This window comes from Pseudomonas sp. AN3A02, from assembly GCF_011765255.1.
GTDB lineage: Bacteria > Pseudomonadota > Gammaproteobacteria > Pseudomonadales > Pseudomonadaceae > Aquipseudomonas.
In genome coordinates, this window is record NZ_JAARNI010000001.1 from 1,005,618 (window position 1) to 1,023,043 (window position 17,426).

General features: G+C 60.3%; 17 protein-coding genes and 1 other RNA gene. 7 read left to right on the forward strand and 11 right to left on the reverse strand.

Going from position 1 to position 17,426, the window contains the following annotated elements; all coding sequences use genetic code 11:
• Positions 1-3 precede the first annotated feature (3 nt).
• The 9 genes from mraY to rsmI form a co-directional block, all read right to left on the reverse strand.
• A complete protein-coding gene (gene mraY, locus HBJ59_RS04710; RefSeq protein WP_017477688.1) occupies positions 4-1,086 on the reverse strand; it encodes a phospho-N-acetylmuramoyl-pentapeptide-transferase in 1,083 nt (360 codons plus the stop codon).
• Positions 1,086-2,456, reverse strand: coding sequence for a UDP-N-acetylmuramoyl-tripeptide--D-alanyl-D-alanine ligase (murF, locus tag HBJ59_RS04715; protein ID WP_167662880.1), 1,371 nt, complete (start codon positions 2,454-2,456; stop codon positions 1,086-1,088). The genes mraY and murF overlap by 1 nt, the downstream gene beginning before the upstream one ends.
• On the reverse strand, positions 2,449-3,912 hold the full coding sequence (locus tag HBJ59_RS04720) for a UDP-N-acetylmuramoyl-L-alanyl-D-glutamate--2,6-diaminopimelate ligase (protein WP_167662881.1): 1,464 nt from the start codon (positions 3,910-3,912) through the stop codon (positions 2,449-2,451). Before HBJ59_RS04720 ends, murF begins: the two co-directional genes overlap by 8 nt.
• Positions 3,912-5,654: a penicillin-binding protein 2 gene (locus tag HBJ59_RS04725; protein WP_167663429.1), complete on the reverse strand. Its 1,743-nt coding sequence runs from the start codon at positions 5,652-5,654 to the stop codon at positions 3,912-3,914. The genes HBJ59_RS04720 and HBJ59_RS04725 overlap by 1 nt, the downstream gene beginning before the upstream one ends.
• Positions 5,654-5,947 (reverse strand): cell division protein FtsL, encoded by a 294-nt coding sequence (gene ftsL, locus HBJ59_RS04730; RefSeq protein WP_003216203.1) that lies wholly within the window; start codon positions 5,945-5,947, stop codon positions 5,654-5,656. Before ftsL ends, HBJ59_RS04725 begins: the two co-directional genes overlap by 1 nt.
• Entirely contained in the window at positions 5,944-6,891 is a 948-nt protein-coding gene (gene rsmH, locus HBJ59_RS04735) for a 16S rRNA (cytosine(1402)-N(4))-methyltransferase RsmH (protein ID WP_167662882.1), read from the reverse strand. Before rsmH ends, ftsL begins: the two co-directional genes overlap by 4 nt.
• A complete protein-coding gene (gene mraZ, locus HBJ59_RS04740; protein WP_003171868.1) occupies positions 6,888-7,343 on the reverse strand; it encodes a division/cell wall cluster transcriptional repressor MraZ in 456 nt (151 codons plus the stop codon). The genes rsmH and mraZ overlap by 4 nt, the downstream gene beginning before the upstream one ends.
• A gap of 355 nt (positions 7,344-7,698) precedes the next feature.
• Positions 7,699-8,052: RNase P RNA component class A (gene rnpB, locus HBJ59_RS04745), an RNA gene on the reverse strand.
• 95 nt (positions 8,053-8,147) lie between these two features.
• A complete protein-coding gene (gene rsmI, locus HBJ59_RS04750) occupies positions 8,148-9,053 on the reverse strand; it encodes a 16S rRNA (cytidine(1402)-2'-O)-methyltransferase (protein ID WP_167662883.1) in 906 nt (301 codons plus the stop codon).
• Positions 9,054-9,229: 176 nt separating this feature from the next.
• On the opposite strand from rsmI, the gene HBJ59_RS04755 reads away from it, so the two are divergent.
• From HBJ59_RS04755 to HBJ59_RS04770, 4 genes are all read left to right on the forward strand, one after another.
• A complete protein-coding gene (locus tag HBJ59_RS04755) occupies positions 9,230-11,041 on the forward strand; it encodes a penicillin-binding protein activator (protein WP_167662884.1) in 1,812 nt (603 codons plus the stop codon).
• Positions 11,041-11,412: a YraN family protein gene (locus HBJ59_RS04760; RefSeq protein WP_076014393.1), complete on the forward strand. Its 372-nt coding sequence runs from the start codon at positions 11,041-11,043 to the stop codon at positions 11,410-11,412. The genes HBJ59_RS04755 and HBJ59_RS04760 overlap by 1 nt, the downstream gene beginning before the upstream one ends.
• A 92-nt stretch (positions 11,413-11,504) precedes the next feature.
• Positions 11,505-12,098 (forward strand): phosphoheptose isomerase, encoded by a 594-nt coding sequence (locus HBJ59_RS04765; protein WP_003216190.1) that lies wholly within the window; start codon positions 11,505-11,507, stop codon positions 12,096-12,098.
• Entirely contained in the window at positions 12,095-12,676 is a 582-nt protein-coding gene (locus HBJ59_RS04770) for a BON domain-containing protein (RefSeq protein WP_076014394.1), read from the forward strand. The genes HBJ59_RS04765 and HBJ59_RS04770 overlap by 4 nt, the downstream gene beginning before the upstream one ends.
• Positions 12,677-12,744: 68 nt before the next feature.
• Here the strand turns inward: HBJ59_RS04770 and HBJ59_RS04775 are convergent, their stop codons facing one another.
• Both HBJ59_RS04775 and HBJ59_RS04780 read right to left on the reverse strand, forming a co-directional pair.
• Positions 12,745-13,521, reverse strand: a complete 777-nt coding sequence (locus HBJ59_RS04775; RefSeq protein WP_167662885.1) for an OmpA family protein — start codon at positions 13,519-13,521, stop codon at positions 12,745-12,747.
• A 218-nt stretch (positions 13,522-13,739) separates the two neighbouring features.
• Positions 13,740-14,384, reverse strand: coding sequence for an MBL fold metallo-hydrolase (locus HBJ59_RS04780; protein ID WP_076014396.1), 645 nt, complete (start codon positions 14,382-14,384; stop codon positions 13,740-13,742).
• 164 nt (positions 14,385-14,548) lie between these two features.
• Here HBJ59_RS04780 and HBJ59_RS04785 point away from each other — a divergent pair, with 164 nt between their 5' ends.
• The 3 genes from HBJ59_RS04785 to HBJ59_RS04795 are packed head-to-tail and all read left to right on the forward strand — an operon-like array spanning position 14,549 to position 17,422.
• Positions 14,549-15,145 carry a paraquat-inducible protein A gene (locus HBJ59_RS04785; protein ID WP_076014397.1) on the forward strand — a complete coding sequence of 199 codons (597 nt, stop codon included), beginning with the start codon at positions 14,549-14,551 and terminating at the stop codon, positions 15,143-15,145.
• The gene (locus HBJ59_RS04790; RefSeq protein ID WP_167662886.1) at positions 15,142-15,786 is read left to right on the forward strand and encodes a paraquat-inducible protein A; all 645 of its coding nucleotides are present in this window, start codon (positions 15,142-15,144) and stop codon (positions 15,784-15,786) included. The genes HBJ59_RS04785 and HBJ59_RS04790 overlap by 4 nt, the downstream gene beginning before the upstream one ends.
• The gene (locus HBJ59_RS04795; protein WP_167662887.1) at positions 15,767-17,422 is read left to right on the forward strand and encodes an intermembrane transport protein PqiB; all 1,656 of its coding nucleotides are present in this window, start codon (positions 15,767-15,769) and stop codon (positions 17,420-17,422) included. The genes HBJ59_RS04790 and HBJ59_RS04795 overlap by 20 nt, the downstream gene beginning before the upstream one ends.
• Positions 17,423-17,426: the final 4 nt, after the last annotated feature.

Below are 17,426 nucleotides of genomic sequence, written 5' to 3' on the forward strand. Positions count from 1 at the left end.
TTTCTACCTCAGTTTCAGGGTGGCAAGGCCGAACAGAACCAGAATCACGGTGATAATCCAGAAACGGACAATCACCCGCGGCTCAGGCCAGCCCTTGAGTTCAAAGTGGTGGTGAATCGGCGCCATGCGGAACACGCGGCGCCCGGTCAATTTGAAGGAGGCAACCTGGATCACCACCGACAGGGTTTCCATCACGAACACACCGCCCATGATGAACAGGACGATTTCCTGGCGGACGATCACCGCGATGGTGCCCAGGGCCGCGCCCAGCGCCAGTGCGCCGACGTCGCCCATGAAGACTTGTGCCGGATAGGTGTTGAACCACAGGAACCCAAGGCCCGCACCGATCAAGGCGCCGCAGAACACAATCAGTTCGCCCGCGCCCGGTACATAAGGGATCAGCAGGTATTCAGCGAATTTCACGTTACCCGACAGGTAGCAGAAGATGCCGAGCGCGCCGCCCACCATCACCGTCGGCATGATCGCCAGGCCGTCGAGGCCGTCAGTCAGGTTGACCGCGTTGCTCGAGCCGACGATCACGAAGTAAGTCAGTACCACGAAGCCAACACCCAACGGGATGCTGGCGTCCTTGAGCATCGGGATGATCAGGGTGGTCTCGACCGCGCTTGGCGCAGTCGTATAGAGGAAGATTGCCGCCGCCAGGCCGAACACCGACTGCCAGAAATACTTCCAGCGGCTTGGCAGCCCCTTGGAGTTCTTCTCGATCACCTTGCGGTAGTCATCCACCCAGCCGATGGCGCCGAACAGCAAGGTCACCAGCAGCACGGTCCAGACGTAGCGGTTATGCAGGTCAGCCCACAGCAGCGTACTGATGCCGATGGACGACAGGATCAACGCGCCGCCCATGGTCGGGGTGCCGGACTTGGACAGGTGCGACTGCGGGCCGTCGTTGCGCACGGACTGGCCAATCTGCAGGTTTTGCAGGGTACGGATCATCCATGGCCCGAGGAACAGCGACAACGACAGCGCGGTCAGCACACCCAGAATCCCGCGCAGGGTCAGGTACTGAAAGACCGCGAAGCCTTTGTGGAACTGTTGCAGATACTCAGCCAGCAGCAGCAGCATTAATGTTTCTCCGTACTTGAGGCACACAAGGCCGCGACGACGTTTTCCATCACCGCGCTGCGCGATCCCTTGATCAAAATAGTGGTGTGTTTGTCTTGTTCAGCCGCACTCAGTGCCTGGATCAGTTCGGCCTGGCTGGCGAAATGCCTGGCGCCCGGCCCGAAGGTGTCCACGGCGTGAAGCATGTTCGGTCCAACGGCGTACAGGGCGTCGACCTTGCCGGCGGCATACGCGCCGACTTCACGGTGAGACTGTTCGGCCCACTCGCCCAGTTCGGCGATGTCCCCCAGTACCAGCACCTTGCGACCGTCGAAGCTGATCAGCAGGTCGATGGCGGCACAGATCGAAGACTGGTTGGCGTTGTAGGTGTCATCAATCACGCGCATGCCGTTGCTGGCCAGTTGCGCGACGGTGCGACCCTTGACCGGTTGCACTGCGCCAAGGCCGGTGGCGATGCCAAACAACGACACGCCCAGCACATGGGCAGCAGCAGCGGCGGCCAGGGCGTTCGCGACGTTATGGTTGCCCAGCAGGTTCAGCTGTACGTGCTCGTCACCTTGCGGGGTATGCAGGGTGAAAGACGGGCAGCCACGAGCGTCGGCTTTGATAGTCGAGGCATGGAAATCGGCAGCGGCGTTGTGCACCGCGAAGCTCAAGACCTTGCGACCGGCGGCACGTACACGCCAGGTTTCGAAGGCTTTGTCGTCGAGGTTCAGCACGGCGGTGCCGGATGCGTCGAGGCCTTCGATGATTTCGCCCTTGGCTTCAACGATCTTTTCAGGGCCGCCAAACTCGCCGACATGGGCGGTGCCGGCGTTGCTGATCACCGCGACGTGAGGCTTGGTCATGGCCACGGTGTAGGCGATTTCGCCGATGCGCGAAGCACCCAGTTCGATTACGGCCGCCGTGTGTTCCGAGGCCAGTTCGAGCAGGGTCAGCGGAGCGCCGAAATCATTGTTCAGGTTACCGCGAGTCGCCAGGACCGGCCCGCGCGTGCGCAGGATCCCGGCCAGCAATTCCTTGACCGTGGTTTTGCCGCTGGAGCCGGTGATTGCCGCAACAGGATTGGTGAAAGCGGCACGGTTCAGCGCACCCAGTTGGCCGAGGGCCAGGCGGGTGTCAGCTACCAGCAATTGCGGCAGTGTCGAGTCGGCAACTTCGCGCTGCACCAGAGCGCCGACAGCGCCTTTGGCAGCGACGTCATTCAGGTAGTCGTGGCCATCAAAACTTGGGCCGGCCAAGGCGACAAACAGTTGCCCGGGCTTGATCGTCCGGCTGTCGATGCTGACGCCATCAAAGCTGCAATCAACCGACAGCATGCGGGCCGACAAGGCCTGGGTCAGCTCGCTGAATGTGAGCGCCTTAAGCATGGGCCACCTCCCACGCGGTCAAGGCATGATCGGCCTCGACCAGATCGGAGAAAGCGTGACGTTCGCCGTTGATTTCCTGATAGTCCTCGTGGCCTTTACCGGCCAGCACCACCACGTCGTCAGCACTCGCGCTGGCGATCAATTGGGCGATGGCTGCACCGCGACCGGCAACGAAGGTAGCTTTGGACGCATCTTTAAAGCCGACACGAATGTCATCAAAAATCTGGCTTGGGTCTTCGCTGCGCGGGTTGTCGTCCGTAACCAGAACACCATCAGCCAGGCGCTCGACGATTTCAGCCATCAGCGGGCGCTTGCCACGATCGCGGTCACCGCCACAGCCGAACAGGCACAGCAACTTGCCCTTGGCGTGGGGACGCAGGGCTTGCAGGATTTTTTCCAGGGCGTCAGGGGTGTGGGCGTAATCGACCACTACCAGCGGCTGGGTACCGCCGCCAAGACGCTGCATGCGACCGGCCGGGCCTTCCAGCTTCGGCAGCACTCGCAGGATTTCGTCGAGGGCGTAATCCAGGCCGAGCAAGGCGCCGACGGCGGCCAATACGTTGCTCAGGTTGAAACGCCCGAGCAAGGTGCTGCGCAAATGGTGTTCGCCCTGCGGCGTCACCAGGGTGGCGCGCACGCCTTCGTCATCGAAGGTGGCTTCACGGCAATACAGGTAGGCGCTGGAATCTTCCAGGCTGTAGCTGATCAAGCGACCGTCACCTTTGGCGGCGGCCAGCTGGCGACCGAATTCGTCGTCCAGGTTGACCACCCGGCACTTCAAGTCATTCCAGGCAAACAGACGGGCCTTGGTGGCGGCGTACGCCTCCATGGTGCCGTGGTAATCAAGGTGATCGCGGGACAGGTTGGTCATCACCGCCACGTCGAACGCCAGGGCGGTCACGCGGCCCTGGTCCAGACCGTGGGACGAGACTTCCATGGCAACCGCCTTGGCACCGGCCTTTTTCAGGTCGGCCAGGGTCGCCTGTACGGCAATCGGGTTAGGCGTGGTGTGCAGGCCGCTTTGCAGCGCCCCGTAAAAACCAGTGCCAAGGGTGCCGACGATGCCGCAATGCTGGCCCAGCAGGTCAAGCGCCTGGGCAACCAATTGGGTCACGCTGGTCTTGCCGTTGGTGCCGGTCACGCCCACCAGGTTCAGGGTGCGGCTCGGGTCACCATAAAAGCGCCCGGCGATGTCCGACAGCTGCGCCGCCAGGCCCTTGACCGGAATCAATGGCACGTCGGTGATCGGCAGCACAGTGGCGCCTTCCACTTCATAGGCTACTGCCGCCGCACCGCGTTTCAGCGCGTCGGCAATATGGTCACGGCCATCGAACTTGCCGCCCGGTACAGCCAGGAACAGGTCACCGGCACGCACGTTACGGCTGTCCAGCGTCAACTCGCGAATCAGCAGATCGCGGCCAGCGTGGGCAAAAATCTTGTTCAGGCTAAGAGACATCAGCCGCGCCCTCCATTGGCTTTTACCGCAGCGGCCGGTGGACCGGCGTTAGCTTGTTGGGTAGCCGGCAGGTTGTCCGGCGTGATGTTCATCAGGCGCAACGTCCCGGACATCACCTTGCTGAACACCGGTGCCGAGACCAGGCCGCCGAAGTAACCGGCTTTGCTCGGCTCATCGATCACCACAACGATGGCATAACGCGGATCGCTCATCGGGCCGAAGCCTGCGAACAGCGAGCGGTAGGAGTTTTCGGCGTAGCCCTTGGTGCCGACTGCGGTTTTACGCGCGGTACCGGACTTGCCTGCTACGTGATACGCCGGCACCTGAGCACGGAATACGCCGCGCGGTGCTTCGATCACTTGTTGCAGCATGCCTTGTATGGTCTTGGCGACGTTTTCCGGGATGACCTGGGTCGCAGGCGGTGCCTCGTCGAGGTGAATCAAACTCAGCGGCACCATGCGGCCATTGTTGGCCAGCACCGAGAAGGCGTGGGCCAGCTGGATCGCGGTGACCGACAGGCCATAACCGTAGGAAAGCGTTGCGGTCTCGGCCTTTTTCCAGTCGCGGTAGTTCGGCAGGTTGCCTACACGCTCGCCCGGGAAATCCAGGCCGGTGGGTTGCCCCAGGCCGACTTTTTGCGCGAGGTGGTAGATGGCTTCGCCGCCGATATCGAAGGCGACTTTACTCATGCCCACGTTACTGGAGTTGATCAGGATGCCTGTCAAATCCAACACCGGGCCTTCGCTACGGGACACGTCACGAATGGTGTATTTGCCCAACTGCAGGGTGCCCGGGTAGACCTCGACCTTGTCGGAGGGCTTCCAGCGCCCGGTTTCCAGGGCGGCACTCATGGAGATGGCTTTCATGGTCGAACCTGGCTCGAACACGTCGATCATGGCGCGGTTGCGCATCATCGCCGGCTGCAGGTTGCGACGGTTATTCGGGTTGTAGGTCGGCTGGTTGACCATGGCGAGAATCTCGCCGGTCTTCACGTCCATGATCACCAGGCTGCCGGCTTTCGCACCGTTCTCGATGATCGCGTTACGCAGCTCGCGGTTGGCCAGGTATTGCAGGCGCAGGTCAATCGACAACGCCAAGGGCTTACCGGCCTTGGCGTTTTTGGTGACCTGGACATCTTTGATCAGTCTGCCGCGCCGATCCTTGATGACCTGCCGTTTGCCGGGAACCCCGGCCAGCCATTCGTCGTAGGCGAGTTCCACGCCTTCGCGACCGTGATCATCAATGTCGGTGAAACCCACCATATGGGCAGTGGTTTCGCCGGCCGGGTAGAAACGCCGAAATTCCTCGATGCCGTAGACACCGGGGACTTTAAGGTCGAGCACTTGCTGGCCTTGTTCAGGGGTAAGCCCGCGAACCAGGTAGATGAATTCTTTATTGGCCTGGGCTTCGAGGCGTTCGCTCAGGGCTTTCGGGTCCTGGCCCAAGGCGGCAGCGAGTTCCGGCCACTTGTCCTTGGCGGTCTGCATTTCCTTGGCGTTGGCCCACAGGGTGGTCACCGGAGTACTGACGGCCAGAGGCTCGCCATTACGGTCGGTGATCAGGCCGCGGTGCGCAGGAATCGGGATATGCCGCAGGCTACGGGCATCGCCCTGGCCGATCAGGAAGTCACGGTCCACCACTTGCAGGTCGATAATCCGCCAGGCAATCGCGCCCACCATCAGTGCCAACAACCCCAGCACCAAACGGAAACGCCATGGGTAGAGTGCGCCCTCAAGTTTCATCATGGCGCCACCATGCGAACTTCTGCAGCGCCAGGGATGTGCATCTTGAGCTGTTCAGTGGCCAGCACTTCGATACGGCTGTGGGCTGTCCAGGTACTTTGTTCCAGGATCAACCGGCCCCACTCTGCCTGCGCCTTGTCGCGCACACTCAGTTCCCCGTACAGGGTATTGAGCAGTTGACGGTTGTAGTGGGCGCTGTAGGACACCGCAATCGCGGACACCAGCACGCCAACAAACAACAGCAACATAAAGAAGCTGCCGCCCGGGAGGGGCTTGGCGAAAAGCTTGCTCACCGCAACTTCTCCGCAACGCGCATGACAGCGCTACGGGCACGTGGGTTGGCCTTGAGTTCGGCTTCGGAAGCGAACTGCGCTTTGCCATGGATTTTGATTTTCGGCACAAAGGCTTCGTAACGTACCGGCAGGTTGCGCGGCAGGTTGTCGGATTCGCCCTTGACCAGACGACGCATGAACAATTTGACGATGCGGTCTTCCAGGGAGTGGAAGCTGATCACCACCAGGCGACCGCCCACTTCCAGCGCTTCCAGAGCGGCTTCAAGGCCGGCTTCCAGATCGCCCAATTCGTTGTTGACGTGAATACGCAGGCCCTGGAACGCACGGGTTGCCGGGTTCTTGCCCTTTTCCCATGCAGGGTTGGCGACTTTCAGCACTTCAGCCAGGTCAGCGGTGCGCTCGAACGGCTGGATTTCCCGGCGCTCGACCACGGCACGCGCCATGCGGCCAGCGAAGCGCTCTTCGCCGTATTCCTTGAATACACGAGTGATTTCTTCGTGGGGTGCGGTGGCGATGAACTGCGCGGCGCTGACGCCACGGCTTGGGTCCATGCGCATGTCCAGCGGGCCGTCGTTCATGAAGCTGAAGCCCCGCTCAGGGTCGTCCAGTTGTGGCGAAGACACGCCCAGGTCCAGCAGAACCCCGGCCACCTTGCCCGCCATGCCACGCTCGGCCACTTCTGCGCCGAGCTCGGCAAAGCTACGCTGCACAACGACAAAGCGGCCGTCTTCGGCCGCTAGCGCTTGCCCGGTGGCAATCGCTTGAGGGTCTTTGTCGAACCCGAGGAGCTTACCGTCCGGACCCAGCTGGCTGAGAATCAGCCGACTGTGCCCGCCCCTGCCGAAGGTGCCATCCAAATAGCAGCCATCCGCGCGTACGGCGAGAGCCTCAACGGCTTCGTCAAGCAGTACGGTGATGTGGTTAAAGCCGCTATCAATAGTCACAGGATCAAATCACGCAGTTCATCAGGCATAGCGCCCGGTTGTTGAATAGCAGCCAGGTCAGCTGCAGAAACAGCATCCCAGGCATCTTCGTCCCACAATTGGAACTTGTTCAGTTGGCCTACCAGCATCGCGCGCTTGTCCAACTTGGCGTATTCGCGCAGACGCGGTGGAACCAGGAAACGACCACTGCCATCGAGTTCGAGGTCGACGGCATTACCAATCAGCAAACGTTGCAGGCGGCGGTTCTCTTCACGCAGTGAAGGCAGCGCCCGCAACTTGGTTTCAATCAGCTCCCACTCATCGAGCGGGTAAACACATAAACAAGGGTCAACGGCATCGATGGTGATGATTAACTGTCCGGAACTTCGCGAAATGAGCTCGTCACGATACCGGCTCGGCATGGCGAGACGGCCTTTTGCATCGAGACTGATAGCGTTAGCTCCGCGAAACACAGATGCGTTTCTCCAAATTTTAGCGTTTTACGTTCAAAAAACCCACTTTGTGCCACTTTCCGCCACTTGCGCACACTATAGGAATGCGCCCACCACACCGTCAAGGCGCGGATTCAAGGAAAAGCCTTACAGAACGGAGATTTAGGAAGGTAAAAGGAGGAGAAACGAGAGTTTGACGGCAATTTTGACTCAACAACGCCAAATAGCTCAAAGAGCTAGGGCTTAAAGTTAAAGTAATTTATTAAGAGTAAGATTTTTTCGGTATTACGAAGACGCATCTGCTGATGATTCAGCAGGGAGGGATTCTCGCGTTACTACCAGGTTCCTGCTCGAGATTCGGACAGGAGGGAAAAAGGTGGAGAGTCGATCTATAAGCCGGGTTCTGTCTTGAACAGTCATTCGTCTACGATGGCCATCACTGGACATCTTTAGCAACCTACCCGGTCCCAGCGCGGGCCACGCCTTGGGACCCTATTTGGTCTTGCTCCAAGTGGGGTTTACCTAGCCACGAACTGTTGCCAGTCGTGCGGTGCGCTCTTACCGCACCTTTTCACCCTTACCGGTACCGAAGTACTTAGGCGGTTATTTTCTGTGGCACTTTCCGTAGGCTCACGCCTCCCAGGCATTACCTGGCACTTCGCCCTATGGAGCCCGGACTTTCCTCCCCCCTCTAATTTTCATAGAAGGCAGCGACTGTCCAATCGACTCTCCGCCGCGCAGGTTAACGGCACGGCGGCGTTAGAACAAGTATTAAAAGACACTAATGCCATCATGTTCAGACGGAGTGCAGGCTGGAACCCGGAACTATTCGCCCTTTTGTTTATGGAGCGCAGCTTGATACAACACGTTCTTGCGCACACCGGTAATTTCCGCAGCCAGGGCCGCCGCACGCTTCAATGGCATCTCCTTGAGCAACAGATCCAGAATGCGCATTGCCTCGCTGCCGACCGCATCTTCACTTTCCGGCGCCGACCAGCCCGCTACCAGTACCACGCACTCGCCGCGCTGCTGATTGCTGTCGCCCTCAACAAACGCGCGCAGCTCTTCCAGCGGCAGACCCTTGAGGGTTTCGAAGGTCTTGGTGATTTCCCGCGCCAGCAAGGCCAGGCGATCGCCGCCGAATACCAGCTCCATGTCCTGCAGGCATTCGAGGATGCGGTGCGGGGCTTCGTAGAAGATCAGCGTGCGCGGCTCTTCTTTCACCAGTTCCAGGCGCGCCCGACGACCAACAGCCTTGGCCGGCAGGAAGCCTTCAAAGATAAACCGGTCCGACGGCAGGCCGGCTGCAGACAATGCAGCAATCAGCGCGCACGCTCCCGGAACAGGCACTACATTGATACCAGCGGCCCGCGCCTGGCGAACCAGATGGTAGCCAGGGTCGGAAATCAGCGGCGTCCCCGCATCGGAGATCAATGCCACATCATCGCCCGCCAACAAACGGGTGATAAAACGACTGCCTTCTTCACGCTCGTTATGTTCATGGCACGCGGCCAAGGGTGTTGGAATGCCAAAATGCTGCATCAACCGCTGGGAGTGCCGAGTGTCTTCGGCGGCGATCAACTTAACGTCACGCAGTACTTTCAATGCGCGCGCACTGATGTCGTCCAGGTTGCCAATGGGCGTCGCCACGACAAAAAGCGAGCCAGCAGTGGAATTCAAAGGACCTGGAGCAGTCAAAGCGCACACCTCTATGATTGGCAAAAGCCACATTGTAGCGCGTAGACGCCTTGAATATATGCCCTCGGGGCAAGCTACATTTCAGCCATCTGTAGGCTCTTGCAACATTTACACGACCTAAATAGACGGTTTCACGCCAGTAACATCGCGCCCCGGCCAGTGCTTGGGTACAATTCCACGCTAATTTGATCGGTATCAGGAACACTTACATGATCGCTTGCCTGCGGCTGTTCTCTGCCCTCTGCCTCGCTGCCCTGTTGGCGGCTTGCGCCAGCTCGCCCTCGTCCAGCCTTGGCGACCTCCCCCGGACCCCGGATGCCAGCATCGAGCAACTGCTCGAACAGGCGACTTCGGCCAAGACTCCGGAAAAAGCCGCGCTGTTGCGCTTGAGTGCGGCTGACCTGGCGTTCCACCAAAACAACCCGGGACGCTCGGCGCAGATTCTTGCCCAAGTGCCACTGGACGTCCTGAAACCGGCGGCGCAGGTATTTGCCAGCACCCTGTCGGCTGAACTGGCGATGGCCCGCAACCAGCCCAAGGCCGCGTTGACGGCGTTGAACCACCCAAGCCTGCAAAACCTGAAGGAGCTGCCGCCTGAACAGCAGATCCGTACCGGTACCGTGCATGCTCGTGCTTATGAAGCCGACGGCCAGACCCTGGCCGCCGCTCGCGAGCGTGTCGCCATGGCTCCGCTGCTGACGGGCGACGCCTACAACAGCAACCACGAAGCCATCTGGGCATTGATTGCAGCCTTGCCTGCCGATCAGCTGCAAGCCAGCGGCAACCCGACGCTGGACGGCTGGATCAGCCTGGCACAGGCGGTCAAGAGCGCCGGCACCCTGGAACAACAGCAAACGGCCATCGACACCTGGCGCGCCCAGAACCCGGGCCACCCGGCGGCCTCGCAATTGCCGCAGCCGCTGACCAAGCTCAAGGAACTGGCCAGCCAGCCGCTGAACAAGATCGCCCTGTTGCTGCCACAGGAAGGCCCGCTGGCCGGCGTTGCCAAGGCGCTGCGCGAAGGTTTCATGGCCGCGCACTACCAGGCTGAACAAGCCGGGCAGAAGCCGCCGGTGATCGAGTTCTACGACAGCTCCCGCCTGACCTCCATCGATGACTTCTACGCCAAGGCACAAGCTGCCGGCGTGCAACTGGTGGTCGGCCCCCTGGAGAAACCGCTGGTCAAGCAACTCAGCGCTCGCCCGCAATTGCCAATCACCACCCTCGCCCTGAACTACAGCGAAGCCGACCAGAACCCGGCGCAACTGTTCCAGTTCGGCCTGGCCGCTGAAGACGAAGCCCGTGAAGTGTCCCGTCGCGCCCGTGCCGATGGCCTGCACCGCGCCGCCGCCATGGTGCCGAGAGGCGAATGGGGCGAGCGCGTCTACAAAGCCTTCCGTCAGGATTGGGAAGCCAATGGCGGCACCGTGGTAGGCGTCGAGTACGTTGACCAGCCGGTAGCCCTGGCCCAGCAGATCGCCGACCTGTTCCAGTTGCGCAAAAGTGAAGGCCGCGCCAAGAGCCTGCAAAGCACTGTAGGTTCGGATGTATCCGCCCAGCCGTCGCGCCGCCAGGACATCGAGTTCATCTTCCTGGCCGTCACCCCGCAACTGGCCCAGCAGATCAAGCCGACCCTGAACTTCCAATACGCTGGCGACGTGCCGGTGTATGCGACGTCCCATGTGTTCAGCGCCAGTGGCGACAAAAACCAGTACCTGGACATGACCAACGTGATGTTCTGCGAGACGCCTTGGCTCCTGAACACCAGCGACCCGCTGCGTAACCAGGTCGCCGCCCAATGGCCACAAGCCAACGGCAGCCTTGGCCGCCTGTACGCGATGGGTGTGGATGCCTACCGCCTGGCGCCGCGCCTGGGGCAACTCAAGGCACTGCCGGACACTCGTGTTGATGGCCTGTCGGGTAACCTGGGCGTCAGCGCCAACCAGCGCGTCGACCGCCAGATGCCATGGGCCAAGTTCGTCGGTGGCGAGATCCAGCGCCTGCCTGATACCCCGCGCTGATGCCTGAGCGGTCAAGCGCACAAAGCGGCAAGGACGCCGAACTTCAAGCCCTCGAGTACCTGCAGCAACAAGGTCTGCGCCTTTTGGCGCAGAACTGGTTATGCAAGCGCGGCGAGCTTGATCTGGTCATGCTTGACGGCGATACAGTAGTATTTGTCGAAGTCCGCTACAGAAAACACGCACAATGGGGTGGTGCGCTCGCCAGTATCGACGGGCGCAAGCGCCAGAAGCTGATACTCGCCGCGCAGTTTTTCCTGCTCAAAGAGCGTCGCTGGGCCGATCATCCCTGCCGTTTCGATGTGGTTGCCATAGAAAGCACTCCCCGGGGAACAGCCGATCTGAACTGGCTGCAAGATGCCTTTGACAGCTGATTCGCCGGACATCTACACCGCACACTTTTGCTCTTTGCTTTGCGGGCTGCACATTCCTGTGCCAAACAGCCGCGCTACTTAAGGTCACACAGATGGACATGCAATCCCGAATTCGCCAGCTTTTCCAGGCCAGTATCGATACCAAGCAACAGGCGATGGACGTACTTGCACCGCACATCGAGCAAGCCAGTCAGGTCATGGTCAACGCCTTGCTCAACGAAGGCAAAATGCTTTCGTGCGGCAACGGCGGTTCGGCCGGCGATGCCCAGCATTTCTCCTCCGAGCTGCTCAACCGCTTCGAGCGTGAGCGCCCGAGCCTGCCGGCCATCGCCTTGACCACCGACACCTCGACGATCACCTCGATCGCCAACGACTACAGCTACAACGAAATTTTCTCCAAACAGATTCGCGCCCTTGGCCAGCCGGGTGACGTACTGCTGGCGATCTCCACCAGCGGTAACTCGGCGAACATTATTCAAGCGATCCAGGCCGCACATGATCGTGAAATGATTGTCGTAGCATTGACCGGACGCGACGGCGGCGGCATGGCTTCTCTGCTGCTGCCCGAAGACGTGGAAATTCGCGTCCCGGCCAATGTCACCGCACGTATTCAGGAAGTCCACCTGCTGGCGATCCACTGCCTGTGCGATCTGATCGACAGCCAACTGTTCGGGAGTGAAGAATGACCGTTAAACGCCTTAGCCTATTGGCAATCACGCTGTGCCTAGGCATCAGCGGCTGCAGTTCGGTAATCGAAGCAAGCCGCGACACGCCCATCCAGGACGATAAAGGCACCCGTACTTTCGGCAGCAAAATCGATGACTCGCTGATCGAAACCAAAGTATCCGTCAACGTTTCCAAGGCCGCTCCAGACCTGGGCAACGGTGCGTCGCGCATCGTGGTCGTCAGCTTCAACGGCGTGGTACTGCTCACCGGGCAAACCCCGCGTGCCGACCTCAAGGCCCAGGCTGAACAAGCCGCCTCCGCCGTACAACGGGTCAAGAAAGTCCACAATGAATTGCAGGTGATGGAGCCGATCACGCTACTGGCGATCAGCAACGATGCGCTGCTGACCACCAAGATCAAGACCCAGATGCTGACCGACAGTGCGATCCCCGGCTCGCGGATCAAGATCGTCACTGATAACGGCATCGTCTACATGATGGGCCTGCTGACCCAGGCAGAAGCCACCCGCTCTGCCAACCTGGTACAAGGTGTGTCGGGCGTACAGAAGATTGTGAAGGTGTTCGAATACATCGACTGATGTCATCTACGACCACAAAAAAGGGCGCCGTGCATTGATTGCACGACGCCCTTTTTATTGGCTGGCGGTTACTGGTACTGCTGGTACGGGTTGCCTTGGAACTGGTTGTTCTGTTGCGGCGCCTGTTGCTGCTGGCCGGCCGGCTGACCGTATTGCTGGCCAGGAATCGGACCCAGGTTAACCTCCACGCGACGGTTCTGGGCACGGCCATTGACGTCAGCGTTGCTGGCAATCGGGTTATCCGGGCCGGCACCGCGAGCAGTCAGGTTGGTCGGGCTGACACCTTGGGACGTCAGGTAATTAGCCACGCTCTGCGCACGACGCTGGGACAGGTCCATGTTGAGCTGGCGGCTGCCGGTGCTGTCGGTGTAGCCAACGATCTGGATGGTGTTCTGGTTGAACTGCTTGAGGGAGTTCGCCAGGTTGTTCAGCGGCGTGTAGAAGCTGCTGGAGATCGCGTCCGAGTTGGTGGCGAAGGTGATGTTACCCGGCATGATCAGCTTGATCTGATCGCCCTGGCGCTGCACTTCAACCCCGGTATTGGCCATGCTTTCGCGCAGTTTCTTTTCCTGCTGGTCCGCGTAGTAGCCATAGCCGGCAGCGCCGAGGCCGGCGATAGCGCCACCGATCAGCGCGCCCTTGCCGCGGTTGTTGTGGTCAATGGCGGCACCTGCCAGCGCACCGGCCAGGGCCCCCAGGCCACCGTACTTGGCGGTTTTGCTGATGCCGCCCTCTGAACCATTATTCGCCTGTCCCTGGCTGCCGTCATAAGGATTAGGTGAAGCGCAGCCGGACAACAAGGCTACGGCGGTAGCGACAACAAGCAGACGACGAGAAGTGAACATGAAGGAAGCTCCTACTTTTGCATTCTGTGATGCAGAGGACATTGGCAATGGACCTGTGCCGAGCTTGGAACACGACAAACGGCAAAAATTCCATGTCCGGTCACCGGTGTGCACAGTCAAACCCTAGCAGAGACTTGCTGAACGGTAATTGTCATTTTTTCTATAAGTTTCGTCCGATAGTCGCCATTTGGTATCCGAAAAACTACCCCGGTTTCCCTTCACGCCCGCACGAACGGATTCTCACGCATTTCATCTCCCAGGCGCGTGTCCGGACCATGCCCCGCCACCACAACCGCCGTTTCATCCAGGGTGTAGAGCCGTTGCTTGATCGAACGCACGATGGTCGCCTGGTCTCCGCCCCACAAATCCGTACGCCCGACACCACGCCGAAACAGGGTGTCGCCGGCAATCAGCAACTTCGCATCAGCGAACCAGAAACTCATCGAGCCCGGTGTGTGTCCAGGTGTGTGCAAGGCGACCCCACAACCGCAGGCCAGCTCCTCTTCATCCTCCAGCCAGCGATCCGGCGGCGGCACGGGTGTGTACGGCACGCGGAACATCTGGCACTGCATTTCCAGGTTGTCCCACAGAAACTGGTCTTCCTTGTGCAGGTGCAACGTGGCGCCGGTCTTTTCCTTCAACTGCCCGGAAGCCAGGAAGTGATCCAGATGGGCGTGGGTGTGAATAATGCTGACGACCTTCAGGCCCAGCGCATCGAGGCGCGCCAGGATCAACTCGTGATTGCCGCCCGGATCGACCACGATGGCTTTCTTGGTGACAGGGTCGCCGATGATCGTGCAGTTGCACTGCAACGGGCCAACCGGGAAGGTTTCGCGGATCAGCGCGGGGGACTGAATATTCATGGCTATTCCTGCAAATTCGAAGACACACTCTTGGGCACAGTATGTTCGACGAGACGCCCGATCCGAAAGCACCCGCAAGTGCACGGGTATCAAACCAGCCAACTGCTAAGCTACTCTGGCGCCAGACGTACAACGCGCAACCTATAGCGCTTGGAGTGGGACTCGTGGCGACCCTCAGCCCATTGATCATCTGTGAACACTGCGATTGCGTGTACGAAAAAGTCACGCTCGGCAAACATCAAAAAACCCTCTGCACCCGATGCGCTGGCGTGCTCCAGCGCTATAACGGGCTGTCGGTGGAGCAACGCATGGCGCTGACCCTGACTGCCGCCATGCTGTGGGTTTTCGCCAACTTCTACCCGGTAATGAGCATCAGCCTGCAAGGCCTGAAAAGCAGCGCCACCTTATGGGACTCCGTGGTTGCGCTGGCCCAGGGCCCGATTACCTTTATCGCGCTGGTGGCGGCGATCTCCATCATCATCGCTCCAGTCTTCCAGTTGCTGCTGCTGATGTGGGTGCTGGGCTTTGCGATGAAGGGCAGGCGCTCACCGGCGTTCAAAGTCTGCATGCGCTGGCTCGAAGCCCTCCGGCCCTGGAGCATGCTGGAAGTTTGCCTGCTGGGCGCGATGGTGGCGGTGTTCAAGCTCGCCGGGATGCTGGATGTATTGCCTGGCACCGGCCTGTTTGCCCTGGCGGCGCTCAGCCTGTTGCTGATCCGCATTGCCGGGCGCGATATTCGCGACTTGTGGGATACCTTATGAGCCGGCCACCGACCGCCAGCGAGCTGAACCTGTGCCTGTGCCACAGCTGCGGCCACGCCTGTGACACCCGCGCCACCCCCGATGCGTGCGAACGCTGTGATGCGCCCTTGCACCGGCGCAAGGTCCACTCATTGACCCGCACCTGGGCCTACATGCTGACGGCACTGGCGTTTTACGTCCCTGCCAACCTGCTGCCGGTGATGAACACCTCGATGCTCGGCTCCGGCGCCGACAGCACCATCATGAGTGGCGTGCTGGAGTTCTGGCAGCACGGCGCCTGGGACATTGCCCTGATCATTTTCATCGCCAGCATCGCGGTGCCGGGTATCAAGTTCGTTGCGCTGACCCTGCTGCTGGTCACCGTGCAACGCAATAACCAGTGGGCACGCAAGCAGCGCTCGAAGCTGTTTCGCTTCGTCGAGGTGATTGGCTACTGGTCGATGCTGGATGTAATCGTAGTGGCGCTGGTGGCGGCCCTGGTGCGGTTCCAGGCCCTGGGTACCATCGAGCCACGTTTGGGTATTCTGTTCTTTGGCCTGGTGGTGGTGTTCACCATGCTCTCGGCAATGAGTTTCGACCCCCGCCTGATCTGGGAAAACCCCCACAACGAGGAGATGCCGGATGGCGTCGCAAACCACTGACAAACCGCTGCCCCCCGGCCAACCCGCGATCAAGACAGGGCGCTTCAGCGTTTCGCTGGTGTGGATCGTGCCGATTGTCGCGGTGCTGGTGGGCATTTCGCTGGTGGTGCACAGCATCCTTCAGCAAGGGCCGAGCATCACCATTACCTTCAAGACCGGCAGCGGCCTGACCGCCAACAAGACCGACGTCAAATACCGCAATGTGGTGATCGGCCAGGTGACTGACGTGGAGTTGAGCGACGACCAGAAAAACGTCAACGCCACGATCAAACTGTCCAAGCAGGCTGAAAGCTTCACCCGGGAAGACTCGCAATTCTGGGTGGTGCGCCCGCGTATTGGTGCGGGCGGCGTTTCCGGCATCGACACGCTGCTCTCCGGTGATTACATCGGCGCCGACATCGGCCAGTCCGATACCCGCGCCAACCGCTTCACAGGCCTGGAAAACCCGCCGCCCATCACCTATGGCGAGCCTGGCAAGCGGTTCACCTTGCACACCCAGGATTTGGGCTCGCTGGACATCGGCTCCCCGGTCTATTACCGCAAAATCCCCGTCGGCCAGGTGGTGGCCTATGCCTTGGACACCGACGGCAAAGGCGTGAACATCGATGTGTTCGTGCATGCGCCGAATGACACCTACGTCACCGAGAACACCCGGTTCTGGAACGCCAGCGGGATTGACGTGAGTGTTGGCGCCAATGGGTTTGCGCTGAAAACCGAATCCTTGTCCTCGATGCTGGTGGGCGGCATCGCTTTCCTGGCCCCGCCGTACAGCCCCAACGACAAACCGGCAGGTGAGGAGCACTCCTATGAACTGTTCGCCGACCAGCAATCCGCGCTGGCCCCGCCCAATGGCAAGGGGCAATACCTGAACCTGCGTTTCGATCAAGCCTTGCGCGGGCTCACCGTCGGTGCGCCGGTGGAGTTCCTGGGCATCGAGTTTGGCAAAGTGGTGTCGATCAACCTGGATTTCGACGAGAAAAAACGTAGCTTCCCGGTGAACGTCGGCATCGTGATTTACCCGCAACGCCTCGGCGAAGCCAACACCAAAATGCTCACAGTCCTGAAGCATGACCCTAACGATGAGGCCGGCGGCGTGCGCCTGATGGGCAACTTCATTGAACACGGCCTGCGGGCCCAGGCTCGCAGCGGCAACCTGCTCACCGGCCAGTTGTACATCGCCCTGGACTTCTTCCCCAAGGCCGAAAAAGTCGTGTTTGACCCAAACCAGCGCCCCGTCAATATTCCAACCATCCCCGGCAACCTGGAACAACTGCAGGAAAAACTCGAAGGCATCGTCAACAAGATCAACCAACTGCCGATCGAGCGGATTGCCGGCAACCTCGACGGGAGCCTGGTCGAATTGCGCAAAAGCCTCGGTCAGGTCAACGCCAAGACACTCCCGCGCGTGCAGAACACTCTGGCCGACGTGAGTAAAACCTTGCAGTCAGCCAGTTCGACCCTGGCCGAGGATTCGCCGCAACGGGAGCAGTTGACCCAGACGCTGGATGAACTGAGCCGCATGTCGCGCTCCCTGCGAGAGCTTTCGGATTACCTGGCACGCCATCCCGAATCCCTGATTCGTGGTCGCCCCGACAACGCTGCGCCATCGGACCTGCAAGGGCCACCGCGCAAATGACCAC